Here is a 24799-nt window from a genome sequence, read left to right on the forward strand (position 1 = left end):
CTCCCGCTCCCGCTCCCGCTCCTGCTTCCGCTGGCCGGTGCGCTCCCGCTCCCGCTCCCGCTCCTGCTTCCGCTGGCCGGTGCGCTCCCGCTCCCGCTCCCGCTCCTGCTTCCGCTGGCCGGTGCGCTCCCGCTCCCGCTCCCGCTCCCGCTTCCGCTGGCCGGTGCGCAGGTGCTCCCGCTCCCGCTCCTGCTGGCCGGTGCGCAGGCGCTCCTGCTCCCGCTCGCGCTCCTGCTCCCACTCCCGCTCCAGCCACCCGAACTGCGCCTGCTCGCCTGCCGCCGCGGGGCCGGCTTGTCGCGCGTGCGCCCCCCCGCCGCACGCATGGCTCTCGGCAGGGGGCTGGGGATCAGGGTGTGGGGTGTGCTTGGCGGGCTGCGGTGTGGAGGGCTTGGCGGGCGGCGGTGATGGCGGGGTGGTTGCGGGTGCCTCGGCGGTAGGCGAGGTAGGTGTGGCGGTTGATGGGGAGTGGGGTGAGGAGGACGCCGGGGGGTGGGGTGGTGAGGGCGAGGTCGGGGATGAAGGCGGCGCCTTGGCCGGCTGCGACGAGGGCGAGGACGGCGCCGAAGTCGTCGGCGTGATGGCGGATCGACGGGGTGAAGCCGGCCGCCTCACATGCCCGGATCGTCAGCTCGTGGCACAAGGTTCCCGGCGTGCCCGCGATCCACGGCCAGTCCGCCAGGTCGGCGAGTGCTGGCACGCCGGTGTCGGCGTGGGCTTGTTCGAGACCGGCGGGGGCTTCGGTGGTGGTTGCGTGGTCGGCGCCGGAGTACGAAGGGGGGCAGGTGCCGAGGTGGGGGTGGGGCTCGGCGGTGGGCGGCGTGGAGTTGGGGCCGAGGTGGTGGGGGTGTGGTGGCGTGGAGTTGGGGCCGAGGCGGTGGGTGTTTGGGGGCGTGGAGTTGGGCATGGGGTGGTGGGGTTGTCGGGGACCGGCGGGGGCTTCGGTGGTGGTTGCGTGGTCGGCGCCGGAGTAGGAAGGGGGGCAGGTGCCGTGGGGGTGGGCGGTGGGTGGGGTGGAGTTGGGGCCGAGGTGGTGGGGTGGGGTGGAGGTCCTGGGGGGAGTGGTGGGTGGGGTGGGGCTGGGCATGGGGTGGCGGGTGTCCGGTGAGGTTGGGGGAGGGGCGGGGGTGGCTAGGTGGACGGGGTCGGTGTGTAGGGGGTCGGTTTGGAGGGAGGGATGGTGGGGGCGGGGGAGGTGGTCGTAGTGCTGGAGGAGGGCCAGGTCGACGGTTTCGGTGCGGAGGGCGTCGGGGACGGCGGCGGGGTCGAGTTCGCAGACGGTGAGGGAGAGGGCGGGGTGCTGGGTGCTGAGGGCAACCAGTGCGGGGGTGATCAGCGGGCGGACGGCGGTGGGGAAGGCGCCGATCCGGAGAACGCCGGAGAGCGCTCTCGACGCGTTCTCGAGGTCGGCGGCCGCGGCGTTCAGGAGGGCGAGGATCGATTCGGTGCGCGCGACCAGGCCGTGGGCGGCGGGGGTGAGGGTGACGCGGCGGCCGGTGCGTTCGAGGAGGGGGACGCCGGTCTCGCGTTCGAGGGCCGTGAGTTGCTGGGAGACCGCGGACGGGGTGTAGCTGAGCGCCTCGGCGACGGCGGCGATGGTGCCGCGGTGGGCGAGTTCGCGGAGCAGGCGCAGTTTGCGGACGTCGAGCATAAGGTGAGCTTACGGTTGCCGATGGAAAAGCGAACTGGATTTGACGATGGATTCAGGTGATCGTCGGTCCATGGCATTCACCGGGCTCTTCGTACCGCTGATCACCCCGCTCACCGCAACCGGCGACCTCGCCGGAGACGCGCTGGAAGCGCTCTCGCACGCCGTTCTCACCGACGGCGCGACTGGCCTCGTCGCCCTCGGCACGACCGGCGAGCCGGCCACCCTGACCACCGGCGAGCGCCGCCGAGTACTCGACATCTGCAAGAGCGTCTGCAAAGACCGCAACGCCCCACTCATCGTCGGCGCCGGCTCGAACTCGACCGCGCAATCAACCGAAGCCCTGGCCGAGCTCGGCGCCGGCGACGAAGTCAGCGCGGCGCTGGTCGTCGTCCCGTACTACACGCGACCGTCCGAGGACGGCGTCGTCGAGCACTTCCGTCGCCTGGCCGCCGCCAGCCCGGTCCCGCTCATCATCTACAACATCCCCTACCGAACCGGCCGAACCCTGAGCGCCGAAACCCTCCTCCGCCTGGCCGAGCTGCCCAATGTCGCCGGATTCAAGCACGCCGTCGGCGGCATCGACGCCGACACGATCGAGTTCATGACCCGTCTCCCCGACGACGTCAGCGTCCTGGCCGGGGACGATCTGTACGCCGGTCCGATGCTCGCCCTCGGCGCTAGTGGCGGCATCCTCGCCAGCGCACACCTCGCCACCCGCCGGTACGCCGACCTGATCGCCGCCTGGCAGCAAGGTGCGGTGACCCGAGCCCGCGAGCTCGGCCGGCAACTCACCCCGCTCACCCAAGCCCTGTTCGCCGAACCCAACCCCGTCATCACCAAAGCAGTGCTCGCGGCCGAGGGTCGGATCCCCACCGGCGACGTCCGCCTCCCACTCCTGCCCGCCGCCCCGAACTCCACCGCAACCGCTCTCGAACAGCTCGCCGACCTGGAAGTAGTTGCCGCAAGCAAATAACCTGCCTGTGCAGGTGATCTGTTCACCCAGGCGACTGCCTACTCGGGATGGACGGCGGTCGCGGCCCAGGTCGCCAGGAGGGCGAGGCTGTCGGCCGTCGGCGTACCGGCGGGAGCGGTGTAGAGCAGTAACGTCAGCCCGGGATGCGCAGGGAACTCCATCGCCTCGAAGGTCAGATCGAGCTTGCCGACGACCGGGTGCCGCAGGTACTTGATCCCCGTGCGATGGAAGCGGACGTCGTGGGCGGCCCAGCGGACGCGGAAATCCGCGCTCCGGGTGGAGAGCTCGCCGATCAGCTCGATCAGCTTCTGATCGTGCGGATTGCGTCCGGCCTCCGAGCGCAGCATCGCGGCGATGTCGTCGGCGGTGCGTTCCCAGTGCTGGAAGAAATCGCGCGCGGCCGGGTCGAGATAGACGAACCGCGCGTTGTTCGCCGGCCGCCGCGGATCGGCGAGCAACGGCGCGTAGAGCGCGCGAGCCAACCGGTTGGTTGCCAACAGATCGTGGCGTGCGTTGCGGACCCAGGCGGGTGCGTCAGAGATCGCGTCCAGCACGAGTTGCACGCTGGCCGGCACCGTCGCCGGGGCAGGTTTGCGTTTCCCGACGGGACCGGCCGCGCGGGCGAGCGCGAACAGGTGCGTGCGCTCCGCGTCGTCGAGTTGTAGCGCTTGGGCAATTCCTTCGAGGGCGAGATCGGAGGCGCCGGCCAGATTGCCGCGCTCCAGCCGGACGTAGTAGTCGATGCTCATCCCGGCGAGCATCGCGACCTCCTCGCGGCGCAGGCCCTTGACGCGCCGATTCCCGCCGTACGCCGGGAGCCCGGCCTGCTCGGGCCGGATCCGCGCTCGCCGCGAGACGAGGAACTCGCGGACCTCGGCTCGGTTGTCCATCCGGCCACGGTAAGCGAGATCCCGGTTCCCAAGGAGGTAATGGCAGTACCCGGAACGGCGGACACTCCCGCGGGGGATCGCACCGGCGTTGGCTGGCGGCAACGACAACGCGAGGAGGACAGCGATGGAATACCGCAGACTCGGCGACTCCGGCTTGAAGGTCAGCCGGATCGCGCTCGGCTGCATGAGCTTCGGCGACACCGCGCGCGGGGCCAACCGGTGGGCCCTGGGCAACGACGCGGCCGGCCCGATCTTCCGGCAGGCGCTCGAGCTGGGGATCACGTTCTGGGACACCGCGAACGTCTACGGGCTCGGAACGTCGGAGGAGATCGTGGGGAGCGCTCTCCGGCGGTACAGCCGGCGCGAGGACATCGTTCTTGCGACCAAGGTCAATCGGCCGATGCATGCCGGGCCGGGCGGCTCCGGCCTGTCCAGAAAGGCGATTCTGGAGCAGATCGACGCGTCGCTGACACGGCTGGGCACGGACTACGTCGACCTGTACCAGATCCATCGCTTCGACCCGGAGACGCCGGTCGAGGAGACGATGGAAGCGCTCCACGACGTGGTGAAGGCGGGGATGGCGCGGTACCTGGGCGCGTCGTCGATGTGGGCCTGGCAGTTCTCCAAGCTGCAGTACGTCGCCGAGCGGAACGGATGGACGAAGTTCGTCTCGATGCAGAACCAGTACAGCCTGATGCAGCGCGCCGACGAGCAGGAGATGTTCGGCCTGCTGGCGGATCAGGGGGTCGGGTCGATTCCGTGGAGCCCGTTGGCCAAGGGACGGCTGGCGCGGCCCTGGGGTACGGCGACCGTACGGTCGGGCGACGATCCGGTTGCGGCGCGGATCTTCGGGGCCGACGACCGGGCGGTCGCGGACGCCGTCGAGCAGGTTGCGGCCGCGCGCGGCGTACCGATGGCGCAGGTCGCGCTTTCTTGGGTTCTCCGGCACCCGGTCGTCACTGCGCCCATCGTCGGCGCCACCCGACCCGAGCACCTGCGGGACGCGGTCGCGGCGCTTGAGTTGGTGCTTTCGCCGGCTGAGGTCGAGTCGCTCGAATCGGTCTACACGCTGCGGGAGGCGACTGGTTTCTGATCGGGGGTCAGGAGGGTGGGGACGCCGGTGGTCAGGGTGTGGGTGGGGGACCAGGGGAGTTCGGCGCGGAGTTTGGCGGAGGTGGCGGTGATGTGGCGGACGTCGCCGAGGCGGTACTGGCCGGTGATGACGGGGAACGGGCCAGAGAGCGCTTTCGCGAGTTCTGTGGCCAGGTCGGCGATGGTGTGGACGGTGCCGGAGCCGACGTTGTAGGTCGTGACGGGTGGCTGTTCGGGGAGGGCAGCGGCCGCGGTGGTGACGGCGGTCGCGATGTCGGTCACGTGGATGAAGTCGCGGCGCTGGCGGCCGTCCTCGTAGACCTTGGGTGCTTCGCCGCGTTCGAGGGCCGAGCGGAAGATGGCGGCGACGCCGGCGTACGGCGTGTTGCGGGGCATGCCGGGGCCGTAGACGTTGTGGAAGCGGAGCGCGGTGACGCGGCTGCCGGTTTCCCGGGCCCAGGTCGCGGTCAGGTGTTCGCCGTTGAGTTTGGTGGCGGCGTAGGTGTTGCGGGGATCGGGGGGACTGCTCTCTGCGACGAGGCCCGGGCGCAGTGGGGCGGCGCAGATCGGGCACGGCGGTTCGAACCGGCCGGCGTCCAGGTCTTCCGGACGGCGTGGGCCGGGGGCGACCTGGCCGTGTCGTTCGCAGTCGTAGCGGCCCTCGCCGTAGACGACCATCGAGCTGGCGTAGACGAGGTTGCGGACGCCGGCGTGGGCCAGCTCGCGGAGCAGAACGGCGGTGCCGAGGCTGTTGGTCGACACGTAGTCGTCGATGTCGTCCAGGTCGACGCCGAGGCCGACCTTGGCCGCCAGGTGGACGACGGTGTCGACCCCAGGGAGCGCTCTCCGGACGCTCTCGGCGTCGCGGATATCGCCCACGACGACATCGTCGCTTGGCTCCGGGCGGCTCGCGTGCACGTCGGGGCGGAAGCTGTCGAAGGTCAGCACCTCGTGGCCCTCAGCAACCAACTGCGCGCGGACGTGCTGCCCGATGAACCCAGCTCCGCCCGTCAGCAACACCTTCACCGCGCAACCTCCGCCAGCAGCCGCGCGGACTCCGAGGAGGCTGCGGGGGTGTTGTCGAGGGTGTGTTGGCAGGGGCAGGTTGGGGTGGTGGGGAGGGTGGTGATTACTTGGGTGAGGAGGGCTTGGAGGCGGGTGAGGGAGTGGGCGAAGACTTTGAAGACCTCGTCGGCGGTGACGCCTTCGCCAGGGGTGGTGCCGGCGTCGTGGTCGGTGACGAGGGCGATGGAGGTGTAGCAGAGGGCGAGTTCGCGGGCCAGGGCGGCTTCGGGGGCGCCGGTCATGCCGACGACGGACCAGCCTTGGGCGGCGTGCCACTGGGATTCGGCGCGGGTCGAGAAGCGCGGGCCGTTGATGACGACCAGAGTGCCGGTGGGGACGACGTTGCCGGTGGCAATGACCGCTTCGCGGCCGGTGGGGCAGTAGGGGTCCGCGGCGGTGGTGTGGACGGCCAGGTCGTCGTACACGGTCTGTGGGCGGCCCCAGGTGCGGTCGACGTACTGGTCGGGGACGAGGAAGGTGCCGGGGACCAATTCGGGCCGGAGTGAGCCGACCGCGCACGGTGCGAGTACCTGCCGGACGCCGAGGGCACGCAAGGCCCACAGGTTGGCGCGGTAGTTGACCCGGTGCGGCGGGAAGCGGTGGTCCGCGCCGTGCCGCGGGATGAACGCCACCTCGCGCCCGCCAAGTGAGCCGACGACCGGTGGCTCGCTGGGCGGTCCGAACGGCGTTTCCACCTCGACAGGCCGCGCGTCCGCCAGGAACGAGTAGAAACCGGAACCACCGAGCACACCGATATCAGCCATGGTCCTGACGCTAATCGCGTCCAGACGGACAGTTACCCGATTCGGCCGGACCGTCAGCGCTCCGTAAGGAGTGATCCAATGTTGCCGTGAAGGTCTCCTGGTTGCTGCTCACAGCGGGCGTGCTGCTGCTCTTCTTCGGCGGCTACGCCAGTTGGACCGCAGGGCGCCTCGACCGCCTCCACCACCGCGTCGAGCTCGCTCGCGCCGCACTGGAGACAGAGCTGGTACGCCGAGCTGCGCTGGTCGCTGAGCTGGCCGGAGCCGGCGTACTCGACCCGGCGTCGTCGCTGCTCCTGCTCGACGCCGCGCACCGCGCGCGCACCGCGACTGCTGACGACCGCGAGCAGGCCGAGTCCGCACTGACCCGTGCGGTCAACGCCACCGGCACTGACGACGAGCCATGGTCCAGTGAGCTCGCATTGGCGATGCGCCGCGTCCAGCTCGCCCGGCGCTTCCACAACGACGTAGTGGTGTCGACACGCGATCTACGCCAACGTCGGCTGGTGCAATGGTTCCGGTTGGCCGGCCGCGCACCCATGCCGGGCACGATCGAGCTGGAGGACGGCCGTTGACCGACTTCGACTTCGAGCCGTACCGCCACGAGCTGCGTGTGCATTGCTATCGCCTGCTCGGTTCGTACGACGACGCCGAGGATCTCGTCCAGGAGACGTTTCTGCGGGCTTGGCGGAGCCGCGGTGACTTCGCGGGTCGTTCGAGCCTGCGGTCCTGGCTCTACCGGATCGCGACCAACGCCTGCATCGACGACGTACGCCGCCCGCGACGCGTTCTGCCGTACCAGCTCGAGTCCGCGTCGTTCCCGGCCGCAGCACTGCCCGCTCGGGACGATCTGCCCTGGCTGCAGCCGTTTCCGGACGTCCTGCTTGATCGGGCCGAAGAGCCCGACGCGCAGGTCATTCGCCGCGAAACGATCGAGCTGGCCTTTCTGGTGGCAATTCAGCACCTCCCACCGCGGCAACGCGCAGTCCTGATCTTCCGCGACGTCCTCGGCTGGTCGGCCAAAGAGACTGCGGCGGCGCTTGACCTGACCGTCGCCGCAGCCAACTCCGCGCTGCAGCGAGCCCGGCCAGTACTACGTGCTCAGCTGCCACCGCATCGGGCGGAGTGGTCTGTGACCGCGTCGACCGCGGCGGAGCAGGCGCTGCTGCGGAAGTACGTCGACGCCTGGGAAGCTGGCGACCCCGATGCGCTGACAGAGCTCATGCACGCGGATGTGCGGATCACGATGCCGCCGTACCCGTTCTGGTTCCAGGGGCGCGACGCAGCGCGACAGACCCTGATCCCGAATCTGGACCCGACCTACCGCGGCGACTGGCGCTTTCTGATCACGTCGGTGAACCGTCAGCCCACTCTGGCCGCCTACCTCCGCGAGCCTGGCGACACGGCGTACCGCCCGTTCGGACTGGATGTGTTCCGGATCGAGGCCGGTCTGATCGCCGAGCTGACCGCATTCGAGTACAACGACTTCCGGCGGCACAACCTCCCGGACTACTTGGCGTCGGCGTAGTTCTGCACTGTGGCTGTTGTGAACGCGAAGCGGGTCGGCGTCGGCCCGAACGTCAGAGTCCCGGCCAGATCGCTGGCAGCCTGGATGGCGGTCGAGACTGCCTCAGCCTCCTCGGTCGGGCAGTGCACGATCACCTCGTCGTGCTGGAAGAAGACAAGCTCTGCCTTGAGCGGTGCGAGGGCCTGACGCAGCGCAGCCAGCATCAGGAGCGCCCAGTCGGCCGCGCTGCCCTGGACGACGAAGTTTCGGGTGAAGCGGCCGCGGGCGCGGGCATGACGCGAATCCGGAGTTGGCTCGTCGGCCGGCGGACCCTCCAGCGTCGCGGCGTCGAGCGGGGCACCGGACGGCGGGCAGGTGCGTCCGAGCCACGTGCGGACCAGGCGCCCCTCCTCACCAGCGCGTGCGGCGTCGTCGACGTACGCCACGGCTCGGGGGAACCGCTTGCGCAGCATGGCCAGGTTCTTCAGGCCGTCGCCGGAGGTCTGGCCGTAGATCGCGCCCAGCACGGCGAGCTTGGCCATGTCGCGGTTACCGGCGAAGGCCTCGTCCGAGACGGCCTTGTAGAGATCGCCGGAGTCGCCTGCGACCTTCATGAGCGCCGGGTCCCGCGAGATGGCGGCCAGAATGCGCGGCTCGAGCTGTGAGGCGTCTGCGACCACCAGGCTCCACCCGGGGTCGGCCACGACCGCACGGCGGATCACCTTGGGGATCTGTAGCCCGCCGCCGCCATTGGTGACCCAGCGGCCGGACACCGTGCCGCCAGGCAGGAACCCGGGCCGGAAACGGCCGTCGTGCACCCAGTCGTGCAGCCAGCTCCAGCCGTTGGCGGTGTAGATGCGGTAGAGCTTCTTGTACTCGATCAGTGGCGCGACGGCGGGATGGTCGAGCGTCTCCAGCTCCCAGCGGCGGGTGGTCTTCACCTGGTACCCGGCGTTCTTGAAAGCCTTCAGCACGTCAGCCGGTAGGTCAGGCCGGACCCGGTGCCCGAAGGCGGCCGATACCTCGTCGGCGAGCTCGGTCAGCCGGCGCGGCTCGCCGCTGCCGCCGAATCGCTCGCCAAGCAGCTCTGCCAGCAGCTCCCGATGGACTGTCTCGCTCCACGGCAGCCCAGCGCGGTCCATCTCCGCAGCAACCAGCATCCCCGAGGACTCCGACGCGGTGAGTAGACGCATCCGCTCCGGGTGTTCGGCATCCCCATGCCGACGGAGTTGATCGGCGTACACCTGCAAGAGTGCCTCGAACGCGACCGGCTCCTCCTGGATCTCGAACAGTGACGACTGCTCACCCGGTACGGCGGCACGAGCAGGTGGATCAGGCGGCACCGGAGCGCCGGTCAGCCGGGCCCAAGCGGCCGCCAGCGAGCGCGGCTCACCCAACCGGCCCGCATGACCCAGCAACAGGCCTTCGGTGTTCTCGATGTCGTAGCAGCGGTCCACCCGGACGCCGCTGGCCAGCAACCGCGGGTAGATCTCCGCGGACGATCGCCAGACCCAGCGCGTCACCTGCGGCCGGGAGCCGACAGCCGCGGCCAGATCGGGCTCGTGCAGGATATGGCCGGCAGGCTGCCCATCCGGTTGCAGACGCGCGAGAACGGCTCCGCCGCCCTCCTCGGCCGCAATCGCCCACCGCTCGTCCATGTCCGAATCCTCACATCTCCCACCGACAGAACGGGGATGTCAGGCCAGTGCTGCCAGACTGGACTTATGTGGCGTGCTGGCGACCTGGACCCGGCGGACGGGACCAAGACCGAACAGGTCGAGGCTCTGGTGCTGCGCCGGATCGAGCGCGGCGAGTTGTCGATCGGCTCCCGGCTGCCGTCGGAGCGCGTGCTGGCCGAGCGTCTCGGGCTCAGCCGGGTCACCGTCGTCCGTGCACTCGATCACCTGCGCGCGGACGGCGTACTGGAGACGAAACGCGGCTCTGGCACGCATGTCCGGCCTATCGATCGGTTGCTGGATCCGATCGCACCTGCATCGACTGTGACCGCAGGCGATCAGCCGCTGCTCGACCTGCGGTTCGCAACGACGGCAGCGCCGCATGACGTGGTCGAGGCCGCGGCACAGGTCGTCGAAGATGCGCTGCCGCAGGCGATGGGCGGCGACGGTCCGCCGTCAGGCGGCTCTATCGAGCTGCGGACGGCGCTCGCTGAGAGGCTCACGCTGGAAGGCGTTCCGACCGAGCCGGACCAGCTGACCCTGACAGTCGGCGCAGCCGCTGGTCTGAACGCCGCACTGGCCGGCCTCGACCTCGGTCCGGGCGTGGCCATCACTGAGACGCCGACGTACCCGGCAGCCTTTGACCTGTTGCGCAGACACCGCCTGGACGTCGCACCCTGGCCAGCCGGCGTCTGGGACACCGACCAGCTCGCACACCTCTGCCGACGGCACCGACCCAAGGTCATCTACCTGCAGGCCGACAATCACAACCCGACCGGGCTCAGTCTCCCGGCGGATCGCCGTTCGACGGTTGTCGAGATCGCCAGACGGTACGGCGCCGCACTGATCAGTGACGAGACGATGCGGCCGCTGTGGCTGGCCAGCGGGGAGCAGGCCGACCCACTGAGCCGCTATCCGCGCACAGTCAGCGTCGGCTCGCTCTCGAAGACGGTCTGGGGCGGACTGCGAGTTGGCTGGGTCCGCACCGGTAAGCAGCTGCGCAGACGGATCAACACCGCTGCCCAGCTCAGCGTTGCCTCGCCCAGTGCACTGGACGACCTACTGGCTCAGGCAATCGTGCAGAAACTCGACAAGGTGATCAGCCGACGCCGCACTCGCCTCCGCGCCAACCTGCACGCCCTGGAGACCGGTCTGAAGACGCTGGACGGCGTGACCTGGCCCACTCCGACCGGTGGCATGACTCTGTGGCTGGAGCTCACCGAGACGCGCGCCAGGCGCGTGCTGGACGCAGCACGCGAGCAAGGCCTGCTGCTGGGCGCGGGCGACCTGTTCACGCCGGACGGCGCCGATCGGCGGCACATCCGGATTCCCTTCACCGCGCCGCCCGCCACTCTGCGGCTCGTCGTCGCCCGGCTCGGCGCCGCGATCAATCAGTCCACTTGAAACAAGGTGGACTGATAATCGGTCACCCGCGGCCCCTACTGTGGACAGCGGAGCCCCACCGATCAGGAGGATGCAGTGAGCGAGAACGTGACGCCGCAGACCGGTACCGCGAAGGTCAAGCGCGGAATGGCCGAGATGCTCAAGGGCGGCGTGATCATGGACGTCGTCACCGCCGAGCAGGCCAAGATCGCCGAGGACGCCGGCGCGGTCGCCGTGATGGCGCTGGAGCGCGTTCCGGCCGATATCCGCGCGCAGGGCGGCGTCTCCCGGATGAGCGACCCGGACATGATCGACTCGATCGTGCGCGCGGTCTCGATCCCGGTGATGGCCAAGGCCCGGATCGGTCACTTCGTCGAGGCCCAGGTGCTGCAGAGCCTCGGCGTCGACTACATCGACGAGTCCGAGGTGCTCACCCCCGCCGACTACGCCAACCACATCGACAAGTGGAACTTCACCGTTCCGTTCGTCTGCGGCGCGACCAACCTGGGCGAGGCGCTGCGCCGGATCACCGAGGGCGCGGCGATGATCCGCTCCAAGGGCGAGGCCGGCACCGGCGACGTGTCCAACGCGACCACCCACATGCGCCAGATTCGCCAGGAGCTGCGCAAACTGCAGAACCTGCCCGAGGACGAGCTGTACGTCGCGGCCAAGGAGCTGCAGGCGCCGTACGAGCTGGTCAAGGAGGTCGCGCAGGCCGGTAAGCTCCCGGTCGTGCTCTTCACCGCAGGTGGTATCGCGACCCCGGCCGACGCCGCGATGATGATGCAGCTCGGCGCCGAAGGCGTCTTCGTCGGCTCCGGCATCTTCAAGTCCGGCAACCCCGCGCAGCGCGCCGAGGCGATCGTGAAGGCCACCACCTTCCACGACGACCCCGACGTGATCGCCAAGGTCTCCCGCGGCCTCGGCGAGGCCATGGTCGGCATCAACGTCGACGAGATCCCCCAGCCGCACCGGCTTGCGGAGCGCGGCTGGTGACGAGTTCGGAGGGGCTGCTGGCTGTTGACGAGCGGACTGCGCGGGAGTTGCGTGGTCTGGCTCGGGTGCTGGTGCGTTCGGGGTATGCCGACGATGCGGCGATCAGTGCGGCGCTGGGTGAGGCTGTGCGGGAGGACGCGCCGACGGCGGATGCGGCGGCGCTGGTGCCGCTGCTGATCGGTGAGGCCCTGCTGGATCTGAAGGAGGAGGCTGCGGGCTGGCCTGCGACTACGGATACAGATCGGCTGGACGCCGTACTGGACGAGCTGGAGGCCCTTGGGCTGGTGGTGGTCCGCTACACGTCGGACCACCACGCGGCCAAGCAGGTGCTGCTGGCTGCTGCGGAGCCGCAGGGGCTGGTGTTCTTCACGGACACCGACGTCTGGCATGCGGTGGACTTCGGGATGCTCGAACTGAAGCTGTGGCATCCCGATACGGCGAACGTCGCGCCGGGGGAGCCGCTGCTGGAGGATGTGCTCGCGCTGCTGAACGAGCGTGAGCTGCCGGCCACCTTCGACGAGGGGCGGATCGAGGTCACGCTGAACTGGCAGCGGCGGGTGACGCTGTGACGCTGGTGCGGGTGGGCTCAGTGGTGCAGCGGGTCCGGTGGCGGAGCATTCCGGACAAGTACGTCGCGCCGCGGGTGCTGGAGACGCGCGCTGAGGCGCTGGAGTTCTCAGAGCAGCACCTGGTCTGGCTGGAGTACCTGATGGAGTTCCCGGAGGGTGAAGCCGCCCTAGGGACGCCGAAAGGTGAGTGGGACCAGCCTGACCCGGTGCCGGGCGATCAGGTCGTCCAGGTGTCGACCTGGTTCGACGACACGTCGTACAGCGATCCGGCGGCGGTCGTGGCCGCGGCGCCGGCCGGTGTGATCACGGAGGTCCAGCAGATCCTCTGGATCGGCCCGCAGCGGGTTGAGGTCTACAACCGGCACTCAGTGGACAAGACGTGACGTACGTCGCCGTCGGCTCCGTTGTGGAGTCGGTGTACTGGGAGACCGTCCCGGACAAGTACCAGCCGCCACGGAAGTTCGCAGTGCGCGCGGAGGCGGCGGAGTACGCCGAGCAGAACGCGCTGTGGTTCGACATGTACGTCCAGTTCGAGGGCGGCCTGTCAGTGCGGCTCGGAGCGCAGGACGGGCAGTGGGGCGACGAGGACCTCCGCCCGGGTGACGTCGTCCGGCGGGACCAGTTCCAGATCCAGCAGGGTCGCACTGTAGGCCCGACCGTCTATCCGGACCTTGCTGCCGCGACTGCGGCCGCACCGGACGGTCAGGTGACGGGCATCTATCAGACGCTCTGGATCGGCCCGAACGAGCACAAGCTGGTCGGAGCGGGCGGTTCGGTGGACAAAACCGGAAGGGAGAGCTGACATGAGCAAGCCGGTGATCGGAGTGTTCGCGCTGCAGGGCAATGTGCGCGAGCACGTGGAGATGCTGGAGCAGGTCGGCGTCGATGCCCGGCCGGTACGGCGTCCGTCGGAGCTGGAGCAGGTGGCGGGGCTGGTGCTGCCCGGCGGCGAGTCGACCACCATGGACAAGCTGGCCCGCGCGTTCGAGCTGTTCGAGCCGCTGCAGAAGCGGATCGCGGACGGGATGCCGGTGTTCGGGACGTGTGCCGGCATGATCATGCTGGCCGACGAGATCACCGGCGGGATCGCGGGGCAGGAGACGCTCGGCGGGCTCGATGTGACGGTCCGCCGGAACGCCTTCGGGCGGCAGGTCGACTCCTTCGAGGCGGACCTGGATTTCGCCGCCCTGAACTCGCCGTACCACGCCGTGTTCATCCGCGCACCGTGGGTGGAACGGGTCGGATCGGGGGTCGAGGTATTGTCGACGGTGAGCTCGGGCCCTGCCGCGGGTAGGATCGTCGCGGTTCGCCACGACCGGCTGCTGGCCACGTCGTTCCATCCGGAGCTGACCGGGGACGCGCGGTTGCACGGCTACTTCGCCGACCTGGTCCGCGGGCTCTAAAGTCTGTTCGGCGGTAGAAGGGTTGGGTTCGCGATGTCAGGCCACTCCAAATGGGCCACCACGAAACACAAGAAAGCGGTCATCGACTCGAGGCGCGCCAAGCTCTTCGCGAAGCTGATCAAGAACATCGAGGTGGCCGCGCGCACGGGCGGCGGTGACCTCGCGGGTAACCCGACCCTGTACGACGCCGTCCAGAAGGCGAAGAAGTCCTCGGTCCCGAACGACAACATCGACCGCGCGGTCAAGCGCGGCTCGGGCGCCGAGGCCGGCGGCGCGGACTGGCAGTCGATCACGTACGAGGGCTACGGCCCGAACGGCGTCGCGATGCTGATCGAGTGCCTGACCGACAACCGCAACCGCGCCGCGGCCGACGTCCGGACGGCGATGACCCGCAACGGCGGCTCGCTGGCCGACCCGGGCAGCGTCGCCTACCTGTTCAACCGCAAGGGCGTCATCGTCGTCGGCAAGGTGCAGGACGGTAAGACCTACTCCGAGGACGACGTGATGGAGGCCGTCCTGGAGGCCGGCGCCGACGAGGTGAACGACCTCGGCGAGTCCTTCGAGGTGATCAGCGAGTCCAGCGACCTGGTCAAGGTCCGGACGGCGCTGCAGGAGGCCGGCATCGACTACGAGTCGGCCGACGCCTCGTTCGTCCCCTCGATGACCGTCGAGCTGGACGCCGAGGGCGCGAACAAGATCTTCCGCCTGATCGACGCGCTCGAGGACAGCGACGACGTCCAGAACGTCTACGCCAACTTCGACGTGTCCGACGAGGTCATGGCCGAGGTCGGCTGATCCCAGCCGCACCGAACAGCCGCCGCGAAGCATCGTTCGCGGCGGCTGATTCTTTTCGTTGAGATCTTTCTTTAGTCGTGGTGGGCGTTTAGTCTGCAATTACCGGACGTAACCGCCCCTACGAACGGAGAACTCATGAAAAGAACGGTTGTTTTACTGTTCGCGTTACTCGCGCTGCTGGTGCCGGGAATCGCCGTCACCGCGCCCGCGACGGCCGCGCCGCTGGCTTGCACCGCTCCGGACTGGGTGCAGGGTCAGTTCTACGCCGCCGGCAGTATCGTGCGCTTCCAAGGCGCGTACTACATCGCCGAGCACGACAACCCGGGCTACTCGCCGACCGTGAGCACCTGGTACTGGGATCCGTACACCAACTGCGATGGCGGAAACCCGCCAGCTTGCAATTACCCGGATTGGGTCTCCGGCCAGTGGTATCCGGCCGGCAGTATCGTGCGTTTCCAAGGCGCTTATTACGTGGCTGAGCACGACAATCCGGGATATTCGCCGACGGTCAGCACCTGGTACTGGGACCCGTACACCTGTGGTGGCGGAAACCCGCCAAATCCCGGCGGCTTCCCGGTCAGCGAGAGCGTCTTCAACGCGATGTTCCCGAACCGGAACGGCTTCTACACCTACGCCGGGCTGATCAACGCGATCAGCGCCTACCCGGCGTTCGCCGCGACCGGTGACGACACCATGCGCAAGCGGGAGGCGGCCGCGTTCCTGGCGAACGTGAACCACGAGACCGGCGGGCTGGTCTACATCAAGGAGATCAACGAGGCCAACTACCCGAACTACTGCCATTGGGAGCAGCCGTACGGGTGCCCGGCCGGGCAGTCGGCGTACTACGGGCGCGGTCCGATGCAACTGAGCCACAACTACAACTACAAGGCCGCAGGCGACGCGCTGGGGCTGCCGCTGCTCACCAACCCGTGGCTGGTCGAGCAGGACTCCGCAGTGTCCTGGAAGACCGCGCTGTGGTTCTGGAACACCCAGACCGGCGCAGGGACTATGACCGCGCACCACGCGATGGTCAACAACCATGGCTTCGGTCAGACCATCCGCACCATCAACGGCTCGATCGAGTGCAACGGCGGTAACCCGGCTCAGGTCCAGGCCCGGGTCACCGCGTACCAGAACTTCACCAGCCGCCTCGGCGTCACGCCGGGCGACAACCTCTACTGCTGAACAGGCGATGCGGCCGGCCTCAGGCAGAGGCCGGCCGCATCCGCGGTCGATCAGGTGTGCGGGTTGTCCCGGAACGTGGTGTTGCACTTCAGCTCGGCGCCGAGGTCGACGCAGACCTGGACGCCGGCCTTGACGATGTTGGCGCTGGTGTTGAGCTCCCGGCCGGAGTACGGGCCCCAGTCGTCGCTCTCACAGGTGCCGTCGTCCTCGTGCCACGTGCCGTTGGCGTAGTTGCCGTTGCTGAGGAGCGCGCGGGCGCGGGCGATCACGCGGTAGCCGTCACCGGGGCAGGTGTCGTTGATCGTCCAGTTGTTGTAGGTGACCGAGCGCGCGGCGGTGAAGTTCAGGTCCGCGTCGCTCTCACCGCCCGACGTGCCGCCGGAGGGGTACGTGAGGACGCGGACGTACACGTGGCCGTCCTCGGCGACTGCGGGGGTCAGACCGACGGCCAGCAGCGCGGCCGAACCTACTGCGACACCCAAAGCCCTGGTCGCGAAACGCATAGCGGTACTCCTTCTGGTGGGCGGTTGCTGCCCGGACGCGGACAGCGGGCCCCATGCTCTCTTCGCCCGGACGGCGGTGTCCGCAAACCCGATCGAATCCGGTCAAGCCGACAATGCGGCCAGATCCGTCGCCACAATCCGGGCCTCAGGAGTCCGCAACTCCCCGAACAGCACCAGGGCCAGCCGCAGCTCGGACTGCGCCGCGGCCGCGTTGCCGAGCAGCAGCAACGCCCGAGCGCAGCCCTGATGGCTGCGGGCTCGTTCGTACGGGTCGCCGGTCTCTTCGGCGACGGCGAGCGCCGTCCGATGCAGATCGAGTGCGGACGCCGGTGCGCCCGCCGCGCTGGCCACTAGGCCGGATTCGTTCAGAGCGAGCGCTTCGGCGTCTCGGTTCGCGACTTCGATCGCGATCTGCAGTGCCAGCTCCAGTCTGGCCTGTGCCGGCTCCAGCGCGCCGATGGCGCCGAGTGCGCGGCCCAGAGTGATCAGTGCGTAGGCCTCACCGGTCCGGTTCGCGACCTCGCGGGCGATGGTGATCGCGTGTTCCGCATCCGCCCGCGCCTGGTCGACGCGGCCCAGGCTGAGGCTGACGGCCGCTCTGCTGTTCAGCGCGCGCCCCTCGGTCACCCGGTCGCCTGTCTCGCGCAGGATCGTCAGGCACTCCTGGACGCGCTCGTACGCCGTCTCGTACCGACCGAGCCGTTCGTCGAGGAGGACGGCGTTGTGCAGCGCGCGTGCCCTGGGCAGCCGGGCGTTAATGGTGGCTGAGATGTCGATCGCCTGCAGGTAGTTCGCATGCGCCTCGCTGTACGCGCCGACGCGTTCGAGGACCAGACCAAGGTTGATCAGCGCTCGGATCTGTTCCCGGTCGTCCCCGGCCGCTGTGGCCATTCTGAGCGCTTCGGCGTACACCTCGCGGGCCTCGGCGAACTTGCCGAGCCGCCAGCGCACCACGCCGAGACTGCTCAAGACCCGGCCACGCACCGCGTGCGGCGCGACTCGGGCCGCAGCACTGTGCAGCGCCTCGCCGTCGGCGTAGTGGCCCGCGTCGTCGAGGTAGCGGTACAGGATCGACGACAATTCGGCGGCGTGCGCAGGCAGCTCATGCTCAGCCGCAAGCAGCCCACTGGCCACCAGATTGGTTCGCTCGGACTCCAGCCACGTCAGTGCGGCATCGCGACTCGACGGATCCACCAGCGGTACGACGGACGGCCGCACCCGCGGTCGCCAGTCCGGCTCGTGCGGTGCATAGGCGGCCATCGCGGTCGCTGCCACAGCCCGGTAGTGGTCCACCAGCCGGGTCAGCGCGGCTCGGCGGGCGCTCGCCGGGTCCTCGTCGCTTCCGCACTTCGCCGCGTACACCCGGACCAGGTCGTGCATCTCATACCGCCCTGGGGCCCGCTGCTGCAGGAGGTTCCCGGCGACCAGCTCGTCGAGCAGATCGGTCGTGTCCGGCACTCCGGCCAGCACTGCCGCCGCACTGCTGTCGAAATCGGTGCCTGGGTGCAGAGCAAGCATCCGCAGCAACGTACGCCGAGCCGGCGGCAGGCTCGAGTACGACTGCGCCAGCGCGTTCTCCACGGCGTCATCAAGGCATCGGATTCGCCCACGCTCGACCAGGCGCTCCAGGTGATCGGTGAGACTCCAGTCCGGACTGGCGTCGATCCGCCCGGCGACCAGCGCGAGTGCGAGCGGCAGCTGGCCCATCTGGACGGCGATCCGCCCGGCCGTGGCCGGATCGGCACGGACCCGGTCACCAACCGCTTTCCGCAACAGCTCATCGGACTCCGCAGGCGTGAACGGACCGAGCTGCAGGGCCTGGGCCCCCGGTAGATCCAACCGGCGTCGGCTGGTCACCACGACGACGCTCCCCGGTACGCCGGGCAGCAGCGGAAGCACCTGCTCCGCCGAGGCGGCGTTGTCGAGTAGGATGACCGACCGCCGTCCACGCAGTACCTCACCGAGCTTCGCCGTTCGCGCGCTGTGCTCTGCTCCCGGCGCCCGGCTCACTCGTACGCCGAGCAGCCGCAGAAACGCTTCCAACACCGCACCGGGCTCTGCCGGGTCGCGTGGGTCGAAGCCGCGCAGGTTGACCGCCAGCACCTGGTCGACACCGACCAGCCGATGCGCCGCGTGCACGGCCAGCCGGGTCTTGCCGACCCCGGCCATGCCGGCCACTGCGACCACCACCGGTGCGGACCGCTCGAACGACAACCGGCGGAGCACCGCCAACTCCTCTGCCCGGCCGGTGAACAGTTCGAGGTCGTCAGGCAGTCTGTCAGTCACGTTGACCACCGCGGCGTCCGACGCGGCTCCGCTGGCCAGCTGGTACGCATGCCGCCAGGCCAGCACCGCCTCCTCGTCCGTCTCGCCGATCAGCGCCCGGACGACGTCCACGACCAGCTCTACGTCCAGCCGGCAGCGGCCGGGCTGCAGGCAGCGGTAGACGGTGTCGTACGCCGGTATCTCGGCTACTCCGCGCGCTGTCCGGCTCCGGACGATCCGCCGGTGCAGCTCGCGGTACGACACCCCCGACCACGCCCGCAGCTCCTGCAGCCGAGAACCGAACTCGGCGATCTCTCCGACCATTTCCGGTCGTGGCGGTGCGCTCACACCCATTCGCGTGCCTCCCCGTGGTTCCCCCGAACCTGCTCGCCGGGCGAGGCTAACCCCTCAGAGGTGAGAACGCGAGTCTTAGATCCGCATCATCGCGTCGATTCGATCCTGGTCGACGTCGCCGCGCAGGGCTCGGTAGAACGGATGCCCGGTGACCAGATCGGCCCGTCGTACCGGCGTCCCGGTGACTGCCGAGGCGTAGAGAGCGGTGACGAACTCCATCGTCGGTCGCGTGGACGCCAGGGTGGTGTCGTGGGACCGCCCAGCCGCGAGGTCGTCGAGCAGCCGCTGAATCTGCGCTTCATGATTGCTAGGGACGTCGTCACCCGCAGAATCGGCCCACTGGTCTGGTCCGGTCGCTGCCTCCGCGTTCCCAGGGACTCCGGGGTTCAGACCGAGCTGAGCGGCCCGAGCGGCGTCAGGGACCGCGTGGAAGGTCCAGTCCGCGTCGGAGTAGCCGTAGACGTGGTTGACCTCCAGCGTGCCGCCTGTGGTGTCGATGCGGATCCGGCTCAGCTCACGTGGCGACAGCAGGCTGTTGATGACTGTCGCGACCGCTCCGCTCTCGAAAACGACCGATGCCATCGACACGTCCTCGAACTCGACCGGCCGGTCCAGCCGGACCGCAGTGGCCTGGATGGACCGCCATGGGCCGAGCAGATGCAGCAGAAGATCGATCTGGTGGATTCCGTGGCCGAGCGTCGGCCCGCCGCCCTCACCGACCCACGTGCCGCGCCACTCCGGGTCGAAGTAGCTACGCGGCCGAAACCACAGCGTCTCGCAAACAGCGACCTGCGGTACGCCGAGGACACCGCGGCGCAACAAGTCCGCGGCGCGCACCCCACCGGAGCCGTGCCGGTGCTGGAAGACCACGTACGCCGAGGCGGCGCTGGCTCGCTCGGCCGACGCCACTGCGTCCATTTCGGCCAGGCTCAGCACCGGAGGCTTCTCCAGCAGCACTGAACGGCCCGCAGCGAGGATCTGCACGGCCAGCTCGGCGTGGCTGCCCGGGGGAGTGGCGACCGAGATCAGCTCCGCGTCAGTTGCCGCTAGCAGCTGAGTGGCGTCGGAGTGCGCCCGCGCGCCGTACTTGGCTGCCAGCTCGGCCGCCTTCGCCGGGACGATGTCCGCGACGTCCACGAGCTCCGCGCCCGCTGCGGCGTACGACTCGGCGTGCCGGCGACTGATGTTGCCGCAGCCGACGATCGCGACCTTCATTCGGCGGCTCCGCGGATGACGGCCTGTTGCTGGGCGGTCAGCGCCAGCCGCGTCGTCTCGAACGTGTGCTCCTGCGGTGCGGCCGTGCTGGTCCGCTCCTGCACGTCCCGGACGAGGTCGTCGTAGTAGGTCAGCTCCACGTCCGAACAGTCGACGTAGTGCGTGCCGTCCTGGTCGGCGATGAACAGGTGGTCGCCACCCGGACGGCCCTCGATGTCGACGTACTTGCGCAGCTCGATGTAGCCGTCGGTGCCGAGGATCATCAGCCGGCCGTCGCCCCAGGTCGGCAGCCCGGCCGGGGTGTACCAGTCGACGCGGACGTAGCCCTGTGCGCTCTCGCTGCGCAGCAGCAGGTCACCGAAGTCCTGCAGGCCGGGCGTCTCCGGGTTCGCGAAGTTGCCGACGCTGCTGGCGACCACCTCGGCCGTGCGGGAGCCGGTGTACCAGAGGAACTGGTCGATCTGGTGCGACGCGATGTCGACCAGGATGCCGCCGTACCGGCTCTTGTCGTAGAACCAGTCCGGACGGCCGGCGCCGCCGCCGAGGTGGCCGCGGTCGCCGACGCGGTGCGGCCCCAGACCCAGCGTCTGGACGACGGTGCCGATCCGGCCGGCCCGGACGAGCTCACCGGCCTTGATCGCGCAGCGCACCTCGAACCGCTCGGAGAACGTCACCGACCAGAAGCGGCCGCTCTCCGCGACGGCCTTCTCGATCTCCTCCAGTTGGGCGAAGCTGACGCAGCCCGGCTTGTCGGTGACGACGTCCTTCCCGGCGCGCAGTGCGGCGACGGCGATCGGCCCCCGGCGGTCCGGCACGCCGGCCGTGACGATCAGGTCGATTCCGTCCGTGCTGATCAGCTCGTCGACGTCCTCGACGACGGGTACGTCGGGGTAGCGCTCCCGGACCTGCTGCGCGATGGCGGCCGACCAGTCGTCGGTGGCCATCGCGACGAACTCCGCCCCGGCAGCGATCAGCCCGGCGACCTGTCCGTGGATGTGAGCGTGGTCGAGACCGACAGCGGCGAACCTGACTGTGTTGGACAACGTGGTTCCTTTCAGCGCGACGCTTCGAGTGCCTGGGCGAATTCCTCGGCGATCTTGTCACCACCGCCGCTCTTCCACTTCTTGACCGCACCGGCCCAGGCAGAGACCGGTTTGCGGCCCTGGATGATGTCGTTGGTCAGCTGGGTCATGTCCTCGTTCAGCTGCGGCCCCTTGCGGACGTTGGTCTCGGAGTACAGACCGGCGGCCGGATCGGCCAGAGCGGTCGGGCAGGTCTGTTTCATCGCATTGAACTCCGCCTCAGCGTTCCCGGCCTTCTCGGGCAGGAAGATCGTCCACGGGCCGTCCGCCTGGTACATGAGGCCGAGCTGAACTTCGCTGAAACCCTTCTGGGTCAGCACCGGGTTGCCGTCCACCACCTGATGGTGCAGCCCGGGCAGGCCGAACTTGCGGAACAGGTACTCCTGAGTGCCGAACGGCGCGGCCAGGAAGTTCAGATAGGCCAGCAGCGTCTCGACGCGCGACTCCGCCTTCTTGTTGATCGCCACGAAGCCGATCGCCGGTGCGCCGAGCCAGATCTTGCCGGTGCCGGAGCCGTCATGTTTCGGCGGTGCGATGATGCCGATCCGGGCGTCTTTGTCGACAGCCGTCTGTAGATAGCTCGGCCAGCCGCTGAACGTGTCCTGGACCAGCGCACTGGTCCCACTGCCGAAGCGAACCTTCATGTCCTGGTTCTGGCCGGAGAACGCGTCCGGGTGCACGTAGCCGGCGCTCCACAGCTTCCGCAGTACTTCGAACGCCGCCTCGTGCGACTCGTGCTCGTAGTAGTGCACCAGCGTGCTGCCGTCCTCACGCCAGTTGTTGGGCATGTCGAACATGTTCCGGACGTACTGCGTCGGCGACGTGGCCAGTGCGAACCGGTTACGTCGTTTGTCGGTCAGTTGCTTGCACAGCTCAATGAAGTCGTCGGCGCTCTTGATACCGGCGTTCAGCCCCTGCTTCTCCAGCAGGTCGGCCCGGCTGTAGAGGGCCTGCGAGCTGATCGCGCCCCGGGGGATGGGGACGCCGTAGATCTTGTTGCCGTAGATGCAGTTGTTCCAGGCCGTCTCCGGCAAGTTGGCCAGGTAGGGGTACTTCTTGATGTTGTCACCGGAGAGGTGGGCCGTCAGGTCAGCGGCTTTCGCTCCCAGCAGTTGCGGCACCTGAGGGACGGCGCCGACCATGAAGATGTCACTGAGCCGGTCACCCGCGACCACCGTGGCGAACTTCTGGTTGTAGTCCACCGACGGTGTCAGACTCACAGTGACCGGCGAACCGACCCGACGGTTCAGCTCCTGCCAGAACCGGTTCTGCTCCAGCTTCGGCGGAATGGGCGTGTTGGTGTACGTCGTGATGCTGATGGGCCGGCCGTCACCAGGCGGCTGTGTGATCGCCTGCACCGGGTCGGCCGGGTAGCGGTTGAACGCATCCGGGATGTTGTACTCGGCGCCCGCGAAATCCGGTTTCACACCGGTGTAGCGCTGGTACGCCGGACGGACGCCGGCTGCGTTGCCGGAGCCGCCGGTCGGGCCGCCGCGACCCTCGTTCGAGCAGGCGGCCAGGCCAAGCACGCCGACCCCGGCCAGCAGCGTACGACGGGAGAGCTGTGAACTCATGATGGTTTCCTCTCAGCCCTTCACCGCGCCGGTCAGGACGCCCTTGGCGAAGTGCCGCTGGATGAATGGGTAGACGCACAAGATGGGGACGACCGAAATCATCAGAATCGCCATCTGGATAGAGGTCTGCGGTGGCAGCGCCTCACTGGCCGCACCGAGGTCCTGTGCGCCGATTTCGACGCCGTTGACGACGTACGTCCGCAGAACCAGTTGCAGCGGCCACTTACTGCTGTCGTTGAGGTAGAGCAACGCGCCGAAGAAGCTGTTCCAGTAGCTGACGCCGTAGAACAGTCCGACCACTGCGACCACAGCCTTCGACAGCGGCAGCCCGATGTGCCAGAACGTCCGCCACTCGGAGGCGCCGTCGATCTGAGCCGAGTCGAAGACGGCTGCGGGCAGACCGATGAAGTACGCGCGGACGACGATCACGTTGAAGGCGCTGATCGACACCGGCAGGATGACTGCCCAGAGACTGTCCAGCAGCCCGAACTGCTGCACAACCAGGTAGGTGGGGATCAGGCCAGGGTTGAACAGCAGACTGATCAGCACGAGCAGTAGCAGCGGTTTGTTGCCGACAGTCCCGCGCCGGCTCAACGCCCAGCCCAGTGTGCACGTCAGGGTGAGTGCGATTGCCGTACCGACCAGGGTGATGAAGGCGCTCACCAGAAGCGCCTCGGTCACCGTCCCGCCGGACAGGATCGAGCGGTACGCCGAGAAGTCCAGACCGTCCTTCGGGAACAGGACGAAACCGCCTGCACGGATCACCTCGTCAGGAGAGGCGAGGCTGGTCGAGATGACGCCGATGAACGGGACGATGACCAGTGCGCAGATGACGGTCAGGAAGACGGCTTTGACGACGGACTCCGCCCGGCCGGGCATCGGCATCCCGCCGACGAGGACCTGACGCGGTTTGGCGCTCATCCGCGGTACACCCCTTCCTCGCCGAGGCGGTGCGCGAGTTTGTTGGCGGCCAGCACCAGAACCAGTGCCACCACGCTCTTGACCAGGCCGACCGCGGCCGAGACGCCCCAGTCGCCACCGAGGATGCCGTTGTTGTAGACGTAGGTGTCGAGCACTTCGCTCGCATCGACTCCTACGGCCTGCTGCTGCAGGATGATCTGCTCGAAACCGACGGTCAGCGAGTCTCCGAGTTTGAGGATGAGCAGCAGGATGATGATCGGTTTCAGGCCCGGCAACGTGATGTGCCAGGTCTGCCGCCAGCGGCCGGCGCCGTCCACCGCGGATGCCTCGTAGAGCGAGCGGTCGATCTGGGAGAGCACCGCGAGGAACAGGATCGTCGCCCAGCCGGTGTCCTTCCACATCACCTGTGAGGTGAGCAGAGCGCGGAACGCGTCGACGTTGCCGATCACGTGGATCGGGTCGTACCCGTGCGAGCGCAGCCAGTTGTTGATCATGCCGGTGCCGCCCAGCATCTGCTGGAAGACGGCCACCACGATCACCCAGGACATGAAGTGCGGTAGGTAGATCACCGTCTGGACGAACTGGCGGATCCGGTTCGACAGCAGGCTGTGCAGGACCAGCGCGACCACGATCGGGGCCGGGAACACGATCACGGTCTGGATCGCGGTCAGGATCAGCGTGTTCTTGACCGCGTTCACGAACTCGGGGTCGCCGTTGACCACGACGCCGAAGTTCTCGACGCCGTTCCACAGGCTCTTGCCGACGCCGAGATAGGGCTGGTAATCCTGGAAGGCGATGACGTTGCCCCACAACGGGTAATACTGGAAAGCGCAGATGACGAGCATTCCCGGGATCGCCAGCAAAAGCACCGGATAGTCGCGGCGAAGCCGCTGGAGAAAGGCAGTCACAGGGACCTCCCTGAGGCTGGATTCAAAATGT

25 protein-coding genes are annotated in these 24799 nt (G+C 68.6%); 13 read left to right on the plus strand and 12 right to left on the minus strand.

Features of this window, described 5'->3' with window-relative positions; all coding sequences use genetic code 11:
* Positions 1-408, plus strand: a 408-nt coding sequence (locus HPO96_RS38790) for a hypothetical protein (protein ID WP_238355903.1), incomplete at its 5' end; no start/stop codon positions are given.
* Here HPO96_RS38790 and HPO96_RS39405 read toward each other — a convergent pair.
* Positions 350-1651 (minus strand): LysR family transcriptional regulator, encoded by a 1302-nt coding sequence (locus HPO96_RS39405; RefSeq protein ID WP_171678964.1) that lies wholly within the window; start codon positions 1649-1651, stop codon positions 350-352. The genes HPO96_RS38790 and HPO96_RS39405 overlap by 59 nt on opposite strands.
* A 70-nt stretch (positions 1652-1721) precedes the next feature.
* Here HPO96_RS39405 and dapA point away from each other — a divergent pair, with 70 nt between their 5' ends.
* Positions 1722-2624 carry a 4-hydroxy-tetrahydrodipicolinate synthase gene (dapA, locus tag HPO96_RS36030; protein WP_171678965.1) on the plus strand — a complete coding sequence of 301 codons (903 nt, stop codon included), beginning with the start codon at positions 1722-1724 and terminating at the stop codon, positions 2622-2624.
* Between the two features lie 38 nt (positions 2625-2662).
* On the opposite strand, the gene HPO96_RS36035 is transcribed toward dapA, so the two are convergent.
* The gene (locus tag HPO96_RS36035) at positions 2663-3514 is read right to left on the minus strand and encodes a helix-turn-helix domain-containing protein (RefSeq protein ID WP_171678966.1); all 852 of its coding nucleotides are present in this window, start codon (positions 3512-3514) and stop codon (positions 2663-2665) included.
* A gap of 124 nt (positions 3515-3638) precedes the next feature.
* On the opposite strand from HPO96_RS36035, the gene HPO96_RS36040 reads away from it, so the two are divergent.
* Entirely contained in the window at positions 3639-4607 is a 969-nt protein-coding gene (locus HPO96_RS36040) for an aldo/keto reductase (protein ID WP_171678967.1), read from the plus strand.
* On the opposite strand, the gene HPO96_RS36045 is transcribed toward HPO96_RS36040, so the two are convergent.
* Positions 4577-5632, minus strand: a complete 1056-nt coding sequence (locus HPO96_RS36045; RefSeq protein ID WP_171678968.1) for an NAD-dependent epimerase/dehydratase family protein — start codon at positions 5630-5632, stop codon at positions 4577-4579. The two genes, HPO96_RS36040 and HPO96_RS36045, sit on opposite strands and share 31 nt — an antisense overlap.
* Positions 5629-6435, minus strand: a complete 807-nt coding sequence (locus tag HPO96_RS36050) for an S-methyl-5'-thioadenosine phosphorylase (RefSeq protein WP_171678969.1) — start codon at positions 6433-6435, stop codon at positions 5629-5631. Before HPO96_RS36050 ends, HPO96_RS36045 begins: the two co-directional genes overlap by 4 nt.
* Positions 6436-6521: 86 nt before the next feature.
* On the opposite strand from HPO96_RS36050, the gene HPO96_RS36055 reads away from it, so the two are divergent.
* Together HPO96_RS36055 and HPO96_RS36060 are read left to right on the plus strand one after the other, a co-directional pair.
* Positions 6522-7007, plus strand: a complete 486-nt coding sequence (locus HPO96_RS36055) for a hypothetical protein (RefSeq protein ID WP_337796947.1) — start codon at positions 6522-6524, stop codon at positions 7005-7007.
* Positions 7004-7960 (plus strand): RNA polymerase subunit sigma-70, encoded by a 957-nt coding sequence (locus HPO96_RS36060; RefSeq protein ID WP_238355904.1) that lies wholly within the window; start codon positions 7004-7006, stop codon positions 7958-7960. Before HPO96_RS36055 ends, HPO96_RS36060 begins: the two co-directional genes overlap by 4 nt.
* Here the strand turns inward: HPO96_RS36060 and HPO96_RS36065 are convergent.
* Entirely contained in the window at positions 7942-9597 is a 1656-nt protein-coding gene (locus HPO96_RS36065) for a bifunctional 3'-5' exonuclease/DNA polymerase (protein ID WP_171678971.1), read from the minus strand. The two genes, HPO96_RS36060 and HPO96_RS36065, sit on opposite strands and share 19 nt — an antisense overlap.
* A 66-nt stretch (positions 9598-9663) precedes the next feature.
* Between HPO96_RS36065 and HPO96_RS36070 the strand changes: the two genes are divergently transcribed.
* The 8 genes from HPO96_RS36070 (at position 9664) to HPO96_RS36105 (ending at position 15946) form a co-directional block, all read left to right on the plus strand.
* On the plus strand, positions 9664-11019 hold the full coding sequence (locus HPO96_RS36070) for an aminotransferase-like domain-containing protein (protein WP_171678972.1): 1356 nt from the start codon (positions 9664-9666) through the stop codon (positions 11017-11019).
* A 75-nt stretch (positions 11020-11094) separates the two neighbouring features.
* Positions 11095-11994, plus strand: coding sequence for a pyridoxal 5'-phosphate synthase lyase subunit PdxS (gene pdxS, locus HPO96_RS36075; protein ID WP_171678973.1), 900 nt, complete (start codon positions 11095-11097; stop codon positions 11992-11994).
* On the plus strand, positions 11991-12563 hold the full coding sequence (locus HPO96_RS36080; RefSeq protein ID WP_337796948.1) for a DUF6891 domain-containing protein: 573 nt from the start codon (positions 11991-11993) through the stop codon (positions 12561-12563). Before pdxS ends, HPO96_RS36080 begins: the two co-directional genes overlap by 4 nt.
* Before the next feature lie 11 nt (positions 12564-12574).
* The gene (locus HPO96_RS36085; protein WP_171678974.1) at positions 12575-12946 is read left to right on the plus strand and encodes a hypothetical protein; all 372 of its coding nucleotides are present in this window, start codon (positions 12575-12577) and stop codon (positions 12944-12946) included.
* The gene (locus HPO96_RS36090; protein WP_171678975.1) at positions 12943-13365 is read left to right on the plus strand and encodes a hypothetical protein; all 423 of its coding nucleotides are present in this window, start codon (positions 12943-12945) and stop codon (positions 13363-13365) included. Before HPO96_RS36085 ends, HPO96_RS36090 begins: the two co-directional genes overlap by 4 nt.
* 1 nt (position 13366) lies before the next feature.
* Positions 13367-13966 (plus strand): pyridoxal 5'-phosphate synthase glutaminase subunit PdxT, encoded by a 600-nt coding sequence (gene pdxT, locus HPO96_RS36095; protein ID WP_171678976.1) that lies wholly within the window; start codon positions 13367-13369, stop codon positions 13964-13966.
* A 33-nt stretch (positions 13967-13999) separates the two neighbouring features.
* The gene (locus HPO96_RS36100) at positions 14000-14761 is read left to right on the plus strand and encodes a YebC/PmpR family DNA-binding transcriptional regulator (RefSeq protein WP_171678977.1); all 762 of its coding nucleotides are present in this window, start codon (positions 14000-14002) and stop codon (positions 14759-14761) included.
* 135 nt (positions 14762-14896) lie between these two features.
* Positions 14897-15946, plus strand: a complete 1050-nt coding sequence (locus HPO96_RS36105; RefSeq protein ID WP_171678978.1) for a glycoside hydrolase family 19 protein — start codon at positions 14897-14899, stop codon at positions 15944-15946.
* 50 nt (positions 15947-15996) lie between these two features.
* Here HPO96_RS36105 and HPO96_RS36110 read toward each other — a convergent pair whose 3' ends face one another.
* The 7 genes from HPO96_RS36110 to HPO96_RS36140 form a co-directional block, all read right to left on the minus strand.
* On the minus strand, positions 15997-16449 hold the full coding sequence (locus tag HPO96_RS36110) for a hypothetical protein (protein ID WP_171678979.1): 453 nt from the start codon (positions 16447-16449) through the stop codon (positions 15997-15999).
* A gap of 102 nt (positions 16450-16551) precedes the next feature.
* Entirely contained in the window at positions 16552-19038 is a 2487-nt protein-coding gene (locus HPO96_RS36115; RefSeq protein ID WP_171678980.1) for a tetratricopeptide repeat protein, read from the minus strand.
* 105 nt (positions 19039-19143) lie between these two features.
* Positions 19144-20283 carry a Gfo/Idh/MocA family protein gene (locus HPO96_RS36120; RefSeq protein WP_171678981.1) on the minus strand — a complete coding sequence of 380 codons (1140 nt, stop codon included), beginning with the start codon at positions 20281-20283 and terminating at the stop codon, positions 19144-19146.
* On the minus strand, positions 20280-21326 hold the full coding sequence (locus tag HPO96_RS36125; protein WP_171678982.1) for a Gfo/Idh/MocA family protein: 1047 nt from the start codon (positions 21324-21326) through the stop codon (positions 20280-20282). Before HPO96_RS36125 ends, HPO96_RS36120 begins: the two co-directional genes overlap by 4 nt.
* 11 nt (positions 21327-21337) lie before the next feature.
* Positions 21338-22939, minus strand: a complete 1602-nt coding sequence (locus tag HPO96_RS36130; protein WP_171678983.1) for a type 2 periplasmic-binding domain-containing protein — start codon at positions 22937-22939, stop codon at positions 21338-21340.
* Positions 22940-22951: 12 nt separating this feature from the next.
* Positions 22952-23860 (minus strand): carbohydrate ABC transporter permease, encoded by a 909-nt coding sequence (locus tag HPO96_RS36135; protein WP_171678984.1) that lies wholly within the window; start codon positions 23858-23860, stop codon positions 22952-22954.
* Positions 23857-24768 (minus strand): ABC transporter permease, encoded by a 912-nt coding sequence (locus HPO96_RS36140; protein WP_337796949.1) that lies wholly within the window; start codon positions 24766-24768, stop codon positions 23857-23859. Before HPO96_RS36140 ends, HPO96_RS36135 begins: the two co-directional genes overlap by 4 nt.
* Positions 24769-24799: the final 31 nt, after the last annotated feature.

The sequence above is a fragment of the Kribbella sandramycini genome (assembly GCF_013131805.1).
Classification (GTDB): domain Bacteria; phylum Actinomycetota; class Actinomycetes; order Propionibacteriales; family Kribbellaceae; genus Kribbella; species Kribbella sandramycini.

Coding starts and splice junctions, on each gene's coding strand:
- HPO96_RS39405 (WP_171678964.1), bottom strand. CDS start 1,651: ATGCTCGACGTCCGCAAACTGCGCCTGCTCCGCGAACTCGCCCACCGC.
- dapA (WP_171678965.1), top strand. CDS start 1,722: ATGGCATTCACCGGGCTCTTCGTACCGCTGATCACCCCGCTCACCGCA.
- HPO96_RS36035 (WP_171678966.1), bottom strand. CDS start 3,514: ATGGACAACCGAGCCGAGGTCCGCGAGTTCCTCGTCTCGCGGCGAGCG.
- HPO96_RS36040 (WP_171678967.1), top strand. CDS start 3,639: ATGGAATACCGCAGACTCGGCGACTCCGGCTTGAAGGTCAGCCGGATC.
- HPO96_RS36050 (WP_171678969.1), bottom strand. CDS start 6,435: ATGGCTGATATCGGTGTGCTCGGTGGTTCCGGTTTCTACTCGTTCCTG.
- HPO96_RS36065 (WP_171678971.1), bottom strand. CDS start 9,597: ATGGACGAGCGGTGGGCGATTGCGGCCGAGGAGGGCGGCGGAGCCGTT.
- HPO96_RS36070 (WP_171678972.1), top strand. CDS start 9,664: ATGTGGCGTGCTGGCGACCTGGACCCGGCGGACGGGACCAAGACCGAA.
- pdxT (WP_171678976.1), top strand. CDS start 13,367: ATGAGCAAGCCGGTGATCGGAGTGTTCGCGCTGCAGGGCAATGTGCGC.
- HPO96_RS36100 (WP_171678977.1), top strand. CDS start 14,000: ATGTCAGGCCACTCCAAATGGGCCACCACGAAACACAAGAAAGCGGTC.
- HPO96_RS36105 (WP_171678978.1), top strand. CDS start 14,897: ATGAAAAGAACGGTTGTTTTACTGTTCGCGTTACTCGCGCTGCTGGTG.
- HPO96_RS36110 (WP_171678979.1), bottom strand. CDS start 16,449: ATGCGTTTCGCGACCAGGGCTTTGGGTGTCGCAGTAGGTTCGGCCGCG.
- HPO96_RS36115 (WP_171678980.1), bottom strand. CDS start 19,038: ATGGTCGGAGAGATCGCCGAGTTCGGTTCTCGGCTGCAGGAGCTGCGG.
- HPO96_RS36120 (WP_171678981.1), bottom strand. CDS start 20,283: ATGAAGGTCGCGATCGTCGGCTGCGGCAACATCAGTCGCCGGCACGCC.
- HPO96_RS36130 (WP_171678983.1), bottom strand. CDS start 22,939: ATGAGTTCACAGCTCTCCCGTCGTACGCTGCTGGCCGGGGTCGGCGTG.
- HPO96_RS36135 (WP_171678984.1), bottom strand. CDS start 23,860: ATGAGCGCCAAACCGCGTCAGGTCCTCGTCGGCGGGATGCCGATGCCC.